Genomic DNA, 9,361 nt, shown 5'->3' on the forward strand with positions numbered 1-9,361 from the left:
GGAAATATCATATGTTGAATTTAATAAGACCGCTCATAAATAGGCTTCTTTCAGGTGTTAAATCATCAATGCCTATGCTCATGTTTACAATCTTTATTCTGATTAATGTTGCCATTTGGTGGGCAGGCCCATGGTTAAAAATTGGTGACCAACAACCATTCACCTCTGTGGCTTCTCGTATCGTTATGAGTGTTATTTTTTCCTTATGCTGTTTTGCAGTATGGGGATTTATGCAATGGCGCAGTTTGAAACGTATTCACAAAGATAAAGATCGTGAAGAAAGGTTACTTGACGATCCGATAAAGCGTTTAGAAGAGCGTCAAGAAACAGAATTAAACCAAGTGATGGGGGAGTTGAAACACAGTTTAAATAAGCGTAACTACCTTTATTCCTTACCTTGGTATCTGGTGCTAGGTCTAGAGAATGCAGGCAAAACAAGCTTAATTAACCGTTCAAGCCAAGATTTTGTATTTTCAAATGTAATGAGAGCCTCGGGTAAGAAAAGTGAAAACCCTTATTCTTTTGACTGGTGGATTGGCGATGATGCAGTATTAATTGATCCTGATGGGGAGTTGTTAACGCAGCGCCAAAATGAGAAAGATAATGATGGTGAGATGGAGCGTCGTCTTTGGTTAAACTTTGTTAACTGGCTTGAAAAAACACGATCTCAGCGTCCATTAAACGGTGTTGTTATTGCTTTAGATATTGAGCACTTAGCGAGCTCTACGGTATCGGAACGTCGTGCGTACGCGAACCTTTTGCGTGCACGTTTGAGGGAATTAATGGAAATTCTCTCTACCCGTATGCCTGTATATATAACGTTGACAAAGTTTGACCTTTTGCATGGTTTTGAACCCTATTTCCGAAGCTATACTCAAAGCCAACGTGAAGAAGTCATGGGGTTTACATTCTCGCTTGATACTGTTGAAGACTTTGATAAATGGCTGACTGAATTCGATAATGATTATGAAGAGTTTATCAATCGAATTAATGACTCTTTGCCTGCGGCATTGCGTCATGCAACGGATAGTGATGATAGGGCTGCCATTTATAGCTTCTCTCGCCAGATAGCAGGCTTACATCACATACTAAAGCAGCTATTAAATGATGCTTTTGTTAGTGACCAATTTTCAACACCGGCCCTTATTCGTGGTATGTACTTTCTGTCTGTTTATCAACAGGGCGTACCAACAGATGTATTTGTTGATGCTTCTTCCCGACGATATGGGCTGTCGAATAGCATTAACAGTGCGCAGCACTCGAAAAACTCAACGACTTACTTTATTAAGAAACTTTTTAGTGAAGTTATATATCCTGAGGCGGGTATAGCGTCAGATAGTTTGCGTGTGATAAAGCACAAACGAAAGGTGATGGCTGTATCTGTTCTCACTTGTTCAATTGCTTCTGTTCTCTTAATTGGTAGCTGGCAACGTTATTATCAGCAGAATATCTCACATCAAAACGCTGTTCTTGAGCAAGTTAGTGAATTTAAGAATGAATATTCTGATGTGAAATTGATGCGAACGGAGCAGGAGCTATTAGAGCCATTAAATTCAATTCGCAATGCCACCTTAGAATTTGGAGTGTTTCAAGATAAGTCAAAATATTTATCTGATATGGGGTTATATCAGGGGCACGCTATTGGACCTAAGGTAGAAGAAACGTATTTAGGTCTTTTACAGTTTCGTTTTTTACCTGCATTAATGAAGCAACTTGCTTTGGATATGAAAAATGCTGATTCAGAGCAACAAGAGCTGGCTGCATTACGTACTTTTAGAATGCTAACAGATCTCAGTGGTCGCCAAAATAATGTTGTATTAGGTTACTTTTCGAGCTTATGGCAAAACGCATTTCCTAATGATGCAAAAACTCAAGATCAGCTATTAGAACACTTAAATTATGCTTTGTTGCACACTGATTTACAGGGACTGCGAAATCAAAGAAATAAGAGTGCGGCCGCAGTATTAAAACCTTATGATAACTTAATTGGCAATACACAAAGCGCTCTTAGCTCTGTTGCTCTGGCGGATCGTGTTTATGACAGTTTAAAACGTTCAGCTGCTGAAACTTTAGGTGCACCGCTAAATTTGAAGAAGTCTGTTGGACCAATGTTTGAATCTGTTTTCGAAGAGCGTATTCAAGATAATGCGCTTGTTATTTCACAATTGTTAACCCGCAAAGGTTTTAATAGCTACTTTTTACCTAAGGTTGAATCTTTATCTGATATCGCGTTGGCTGACAGTTGGGTTCTTGGCGAATCAACAGTTGCGAAATTTAGTGAAGAAGATAAGCAGGTTTTACGTAATAAAATTCGTGATCTATATGTAGAAGATTACATAAATACTTGGCAGCTTGCTCTTAATAACTTAGATATAAAATATTTCTCAGATATTGATGAAGCGGTAAGTATTTTAGGGAACCTGGTTGGTCATAATCAGCCAATAGAACGTTTTGTTAAAACTGTTGACGTTAACACAAGGCTATTTCCTAAGTTATCTGAAAATGATGATGCGCGTTTAGCAATGATGAAATCTCCTCAATACCGTGTTGCTTCTTCGATTGCATTGCCGTTTGCTGATATAGATTCAATGTTAGAAAAAAATGGTAATCAACCTGCATACTTACAAGAAGTCATGTCTTCGGTACAAAAACTTTATCATTACATGAAAGCAATTCAAGATGCTCCTGATAAAGGAAAAGCTGCACTAGAAGCAACGAAGGAAAGATTAGCATTAAAAAATAACGATCCAATTTTCGCATTAAACCAAATGGCGACAAATTTGCCAGCACCGCTTGATACCATAGTAAAAGGTATTGCTGATGAGAGTTGGTATGTACTAAAACAAGAAGCAATTAAGTATGTAGAAGTTCGTTGGCAAAATGATGTTTATAAAGAATATCAAGAGAAGCTGATAACACGCTATCCATTTAATCATAATGCGTCGAAAGATGTATCATTAAAAGACTTTGAGTCATTTTTTGCGCCTAATGGAACATTGGATAATTTCTATAAAAATGATCTGAAGCTATTTATTGATGACAATATTTCTTTAGGAAATAATGGTGAAAACTCAATATTACGTGGTGATGTGCTAAAGCAATTTGAGAGCGCTAAGAAAATTCAACATGCATTTTTTAACCGTAAAGGACTGTTGGATGTCGAGTTTACAATTGAGCCTGTTAGTTTGAGTGCAAATCAACTTCGTAGTGTTATTAATGTTGATGGTCAATATATCGAGTTTAGTCATGGCCCGCGTCATCCTACAGAGGTTATATGGCCAAATACTCTCCGAGAAACGGCAATTTCCAAGCTTTCTTTAGTGCCTTCGGCAGCAAACTTGTCACCAAGAGCTGTTACTGTTCAAGGGCCTTGGGCATTCTTCCGATTATTAGAAAAAGGAGAAGTTGTAAGCGCAAGTTCTACTAGTGTGGATTATAAATTTGCGCTTGATAGTGGGAATGTCGTTTATCGTTTAAATTCGGAAGCGGATGCCAATCCTTTTACTACGTCTTTGTTTAAGAATTTTAAATTAAGTAAGACGTTGTATTAATCAATTAGAAAATGGTAGGAGGCGAGTCATTTCGCTTCTTACCATGATTTGATCTAAGTTAACTTTCTAATTTTTTGTCTTTCGATGATGTAGATAAAATTGGGGATTAATGTGCATTGTTACATTACTCCTTTTATCGTTCTATTATCCGGTATGAGCTGAAAGGTTAGGGAAAACAGAAAATTATGGCGGAAATAGATATGACTAGGTTTTTAAGAGTAAATTGGTTGCTATAAATATTTCAGAAATTCGGGCAAATTATTGCCTACGTACATTATTTAGTATTATTACGTTCAGTAAATTTAAAGGGCTATCTGATGAGTAATGACGTAATAACGGTTGGCAGTAAAACCACAACTGGCGGCTCTGTTATATCAGGTCACGGCGGTGTAATTATAAATGGACAAAAGGTTGCCCTTGTTGGTGATATAGCAACTTGCCCATGTGGAAGCAAAAGTTGTAGTGGTCAAGGGCCTATTATTGCTCAGTCACCAAGAGCTGCAAATGTGTTAGGTACAAATCTAGCACGAGTAGGTGATTTTGTTGATACTGGGTGTGGTAACTGTTTTCTTGAAGCAAGTTCTCATCAGGTAAGTTTAAGCACATCAACCGCCACCAACTTAAATATGGGAAGTGGTGTTAACTTTGGTAATGGCGTCAATATTAATTAATGGTAGTGATGTAACCTTTGGTTCTCATTTAAGTACAACAGCAGGAACTAACAAATATTTCTTCTGACTCGTTGTAATTGAATAAAAAGCACTTCTTGAGTAATTAGGAAGTGCTTTAAAAATAATATTAATTACTGGGTAGATAATTAATAAAATACTCGCGGGTGAGCGCCATCAATGTAAATCACTTGTTTTACAGAATCTACCTTTTCTTGAGCTTTTTTATTCGCAGCAATTAAAGCTTCTTTTTCTTTAGGTGGTTGAGTAAAACTGATGCCGTAATCGTAACCATTAAATAACTCACTTGCTTTGGCTATGAAGTATTTTTGCTGGCTTGATAAGGATTTATCATTAATGCTATTTAATAGATAAACTCGCCATGCATGGTTAGAGCCAATTTTAATTCCTTGCTCTGTCAGGTTTTTGTACCGTTCACCTTGAGTACGTTTTTTTTCACCCTCATACCCCATCAAAGCGTCAATAGCCGGTATAAAGTTATTAAATTGCGCATAATTAAGAAGTTTTACTGCAATATTTTCCATATCCTTGTCAGGGTTTTTCTCATTGATAATTAGATTCGAATATTCGACAAGCGGGTAATAATAGTGATTGTCTGCTGCATTGATAATGGCGTTAATATATTGCTCGTGGGTTAAATCTGGTTTTAATATCGTACTGTAATATACGGCACGAACGTCACCTGTTTTTGCTTGTTCTGCAAACAGTTTTTGTGCTTTTTCTACCCACTTCTCACTGCATTGTTTTTTAAAATACATATTACAATAGCGGCTATCTGGTGAAAAAAATAGAGCGGCATAGGGGTTACCTAACTCTGCTGCTTCCATTAACATTTTTCCGGCCTTCGGGGTATCATATATGCTCGAACCGTAGGTAATGGTGGCTAACCAATACATCGCTTCTGGATTTTTTTTATCAGCTAAAGGTTGAAGTGTTTTTTCAGCTTTTCCCCATAACTTACGCTGAATATTCAAAATCCCCTCAAAAAGTGGATCACCAGGTTGATAGATACTCGCAATATCAATAGAAGGGTTGATACTTGATATCGGGTTTTCTGATAAAAATTGTTCAAACACAGCAATATCGGCTTGTTGAGGTGTTGTTGCTTTTGAGCAACCGGTTAAGGCTATCGAAGAGAGAGTTAAAAGTAGAGTAGTAATTATTACTTTCATGCATTTAAGGCCTTAATTTAGCTGACTAAGAAGCTAATTGATTTTAATGCTGAATAGTACACCTAAAAAGAATTGGGCAATAATTTGCTTTAATATTGATTAAAAAAGCGCTTCCTTTTCATTTAGGAAGCGCTCAAAAATTGCTAAAAAATAATTAACCTTCAGGGACGTGAGCACCATCGATATAAATCACTTTTTTTACCGAGTCAGCTTTTTCTTGAGCCTTTTTATTCGCAGCAATTAAGGCGTCTTTTTCTTTAGGTGGGTGGGTAAAACTTATTCCAAAATCATCGCCATTAAATAACTCTGTCGCTTTAGCTGCAATGTACTTTTGTGTTTCTGTTAATGAATCATCATGAAGGCTTTCAATTCTATAACCTCTCCATGATATGTTCGAACCAAGTTTTAACCCTTGTTCGTCTAAACGTTTCATCTCCTCACTATGGAGGCGATTATGCTTGGCTTCATAATCTCCTAAAGCATCAATAGCCGGTACAAAGTTATTAAACCGCGCATAATTAAGAAGATCCACAGCCATAGCTTCCATGTTTTTATTTGGCTTATCTTCATTGATAATTGTATTCGCATACTCTACGAGCGGGTAGTAATAATGCTTTTCAGCAGATTGAATAACCGCATCAATATACTCCTTGTGGGTTAGGTCAGGTTTCAATGTAGTGCTGTAATATACGGCACGAACGTCGCCTGTTTTGGCTTTTTCAGCAAAGAGTTTTTGTGCTTTTTTTGTCCATTTATCGCTGCATTCATTGGGAAAGTACATTCGACAAATATCGTTTTTTGGAGAAAAAAACAAAGCTGCGTATGGATTACCTTGTTCAGCTGATTCCATATATAGCTTTTTAGCTATAGGGTTGTTTTTAATACCCGTTCCCCATGTAATTGATGCTAACCAAAATTTTGCGTCAGGATTTTGGTTCTTTGCCATAGGTTCAAGTTGTTTCTTTGCCTCAGCCCAAAGGTTACGTTGGATATACAAAACACTTTCAAAAAGCGGATCACCAGGCTGATAGATACTCGCAATATCAATAGAAGGGTTGATACTTGATATCGGGTTTTCTGATAAAAATTGATCAAACACAGCAATATCGGCTTGTTGAGGTGTTGTTGCTTTTGAGCAACCGGTTAAGGCTAAAAAAGAGAAAACTAATAATAGTGTACTAATAGTTACTTTCATGCATTTAGACCTTAACTTAGCGGACTGAGAAGCTGATTGATTTTAATGCACAATAGTACACCTAACAATTACTGGGCAATAATTTGCTTTAATATTGATTTAAGAAGCGCTTCTTAAATATCTAGAAGCGCCCTAAGATCATTTAAATTGATGAGTTTGTATTATTGTATATCTGAACGTGAGTAGAACATTGTTGCGTGAGCACCATCAATATAAATAACTTTTTTAACAGCATCTGCTTTCGCTTGAGCTTCTTTATTAGCAGCGATTAAGGCTTCTTTTTCTTTTGGGGGGTGAGTGAAGCTTAGTCCAAAGTCATCGCCATTAAATAAATCAGTTGCTTTGGCTGCAATATACTTTTGTGTTTCTGTTAATGATTTATCCTCAAGAGCATTATTTCTGTAACTTCTCCATGATATTTTCGACCCAAGTTTTAACCCTTGTTCGTTTAAACGTTTCATCTCATCACTATGAAGGCGATTATTTTTGGCTTCATAATCTCCTAAAGCGTCAATAGCAGGAACAAAATTATTAAATCTAGCATAATTAAGCAGTTTAACTCCCAAAGTTTCTAAATCTTTATCGGGATTGCTTAATTTTACAATGTTGTTGGAATATTCAACCAGTGGGTAGTAGTAATAATTTTCAGCAGCTTGAACAATCGCATCAATATACTCCTCGTGGGTTAGCTCCGGTTTCAGTGTTACACTGTAATACACGGCACGTACATCACCTGTTTTTGCTTGCTCAGCAAAGAGTTTTTGTGCTTTTTCTACCCATTGCTCACTGCATTCATTCGGAAAATACATTTGGCATTGATGATTGTCAGGTGCAAAAAATAATGCCGCATATGGGTTACCTAACTTAGCTGATTGTAAAAGCATCTTACGAGCAATAGGGGTACTTTTAATGCTTCCTGAGTATGAGATTAAAGCAGACCAATAAAGTGCATTTGGGTCATTTTTATCAACAAGCGGTTTCAGTGCTTTTTCTGCTTTTCCCCAGAGATTACGCTGAATATTAAGTACCCCTTCAAAAAGTGGATCACCAGGCATATAGATACTTGCTACATCAATAGATGGACTGATGCTTGAGATCGGATTTTCTGATAAGAATTGTTCAAACACAGCAATATCGGCTTGTTGAGGTGTTGTTGCTTTTGAGCATCCATTTAAGACTAAAAAAGAGAAAACTAATAATAGGGTAGTAATATTTACTTTCATGCATTTAAGGCCTTAACGGACTGAGAAGCTAATTGATTTTAATGCATAATTGTACATCTAATCTCTGCTGGGCAATAATTTGCTCAAGGTGATTAAGAAGCGCTTCTTAAATATCTAAGAAGCGCCCTAAGATCAATTAAATTGATGGGTGAAAATTTATTGTATATCTAAACGTGAGTAAAACATTGTTGCGTGAGCACCATCGATATAAATCACTTTTTTTACCGAATCTGCTTTTTCTTGAGCCTTTTTATTAGCAGCAATTAAGGCGTCTTTTTCTTTAGGTGCAATAACTTCATGCAAACCAAAAGAACGTCCGTTTTGTAAATCAAGAGCTTTAGCGACAATATATTTTTGTGTATTATTTAATGAGTTATTATCTAGGCTATTTAATTGGTATAAATTCCATGCTGCATTTGAGCCTAATTTTATACCCTGCTCTATGTAATTAAGGTAGCTTTCTCCACCTTCACGACCACTTTGTACCTCATTACCTATAAGCCCCTCAATAGCCGGTACAAAGTTATTAAACCGCGCATAATTAAGAAGATTCACAGCCATAGCTTCCATGTTTTTATTTGGCTTATCTTCATTGATAATTTTATTCGCATACTCTACGAGCGGGTAGTAATAATGCTTTTCAGCAGATTGAATAACCGCATCAATATACTCCTTGTGGGTTAGGTCAGGTTTCAATGTAGTGCTGTAATATACGGCACGAACGTCGCCTGTTTTGGCTTTTTCAGCAAAGAGTTTTTGTGCTTTCTCCACCCATTTTTCACTGCAATCATTCGGGAAGTACATTTGGCATTGATGGTTATCAGGTGCAAAAAATAATGCCGCATATGGATTACCTAACTCTGCCGATTGTATAAGCATCTTACGAGCGATAGGTGTGCTTTTAATACTTCCCGAGTATGAGATTAAAGCCGTCCAATAAAGTGCATCGGGGTCATTTTTATCAACAAGCGGTTTCAGTGCTTTTTCTGCTTTTCCCCAGAGATTACGCTGAATATTGAGTACCCCTTCAAAAAGCGGATCACCAGGCTGATAGATACTAGCAATATCAATAGAAGGGTTGATACTTGATATTGGGTTTTCTGATAAAAATTGTTCAAACACAGCAATATCGGCCTGTTGTGGCTCTGTTGCTTTTGAGCAACCGGTTAAAGCGAGTGTGATGAGAGTAATACTCAGTGTAGTAAATTTAAATAACATCGGTTTTCCAATCTATTAGTGTGTATTTTTGAGTTTGAGCTTGAATTTTTAATTGTTCGCGCATTTTTTTAGTCTCATCATCAAGATCGTCACCGTTATAAAAGCAAATATAGTCGCTTGTTATTCTACCAAAAATGCCATCTGTATTTAATCTGTATAAGCTCATGTTTTTACAAAGGTCAGAACTGTAGTGGTACATTAAATTTGGCCACCTACTCAGAGGTGATATCATCACCTCTTAACATGGATAGGTGACATCATGACAAAACGAACAAGACGATTATTTAGTGCTGAATTTAAATTAGAGGCAGCA

At 36.8% G+C, this 9,361-nt stretch carries 6 protein-coding genes; 2 read left to right on the forward strand and 4 right to left on the reverse strand.

What is annotated here, in order from left to right:
- Positions 1–11 precede the first annotated feature (11 nt).
- The gene (gene tssM, locus C9J45_RS20160) at positions 12–3,551 is read left to right on the forward strand and encodes a type VI secretion system membrane subunit TssM (protein WP_199189218.1); all 3,540 of its coding nucleotides are present in this window, start codon (positions 12–14) and stop codon (positions 3,549–3,551) included.
- 317 nt (positions 3,552–3,868) lie between these two features.
- On the forward strand, positions 3,869–4,222 hold the full coding sequence (locus tag C9J45_RS20165; protein ID WP_005365472.1) for a PAAR domain-containing protein: 354 nt from the start codon (positions 3,869–3,871) through the stop codon (positions 4,220–4,222).
- A 146-nt stretch (positions 4,223–4,368) separates the two neighbouring features.
- On the opposite strand, the gene C9J45_RS20170 is transcribed toward C9J45_RS20165, so the two are convergent.
- The 4 genes from C9J45_RS20170 to C9J45_RS20185 all read right to left on the reverse strand — a co-directional run bounded on the left by C9J45_RS20170 (position 4,369) and on the right by C9J45_RS20185 (position 9,048).
- Positions 4,369–5,412 (reverse strand): hypothetical protein, encoded by a 1,044-nt coding sequence (locus C9J45_RS20170; RefSeq protein WP_107292937.1) that lies wholly within the window; start codon positions 5,410–5,412, stop codon positions 4,369–4,371.
- A gap of 154 nt (positions 5,413–5,566) precedes the next feature.
- On the reverse strand, positions 5,567–6,607 hold the full coding sequence (locus tag C9J45_RS20175; protein ID WP_107208788.1) for a hypothetical protein: 1,041 nt from the start codon (positions 6,605–6,607) through the stop codon (positions 5,567–5,569).
- 161 nt (positions 6,608–6,768) lie between these two features.
- A complete protein-coding gene (locus C9J45_RS20180; protein ID WP_107292938.1) occupies positions 6,769–7,830 on the reverse strand; it encodes a hypothetical protein in 1,062 nt (353 codons plus the stop codon).
- A gap of 156 nt (positions 7,831–7,986) precedes the next feature.
- The gene (locus C9J45_RS20185; protein WP_107292939.1) at positions 7,987–9,048 is read right to left on the reverse strand and encodes a hypothetical protein; all 1,062 of its coding nucleotides are present in this window, start codon (positions 9,046–9,048) and stop codon (positions 7,987–7,989) included.
- Positions 9,049–9,361 lie beyond the last annotated feature (313 nt).

The sequence above is a fragment of the Photobacterium sp. GB-1 genome (genome assembly GCF_003026165.1).
In the GTDB taxonomy this organism is placed as follows: Bacteria; Pseudomonadota; Gammaproteobacteria; order Enterobacterales; family Vibrionaceae; genus Photobacterium.

Bases quoted from the DNA above. Each gene is read 5' to 3' on its own strand.
- C9J45_RS20185 (WP_107292939.1), bottom strand. From the start codon at position 9,048: ATGTTATTTAAATTTACTACACTGAGTATTACTCTCATCACACTCGCT.
- C9J45_RS20180 (WP_107292938.1), bottom strand. From the start codon at position 7,830: ATGAAAGTAAATATTACTACCCTATTATTAGTTTTCTCTTTTTTAGTC.
- C9J45_RS20175 (WP_107208788.1), bottom strand. From the start codon at position 6,607: ATGAAAGTAACTATTAGTACACTATTATTAGTTTTCTCTTTTTTAGCC.
- tssM (WP_199189218.1), top strand. From the start codon at position 12: ATGTTGAATTTAATAAGACCGCTCATAAATAGGCTTCTTTCAGGTGTT.
- C9J45_RS20170 (WP_107292937.1), bottom strand. From the start codon at position 5,412: ATGAAAGTAATAATTACTACTCTACTTTTAACTCTCTCTTCGATAGCC.
- C9J45_RS20165 (WP_005365472.1), top strand. From the start codon at position 3,869: ATGAGTAATGACGTAATAACGGTTGGCAGTAAAACCACAACTGGCGGC.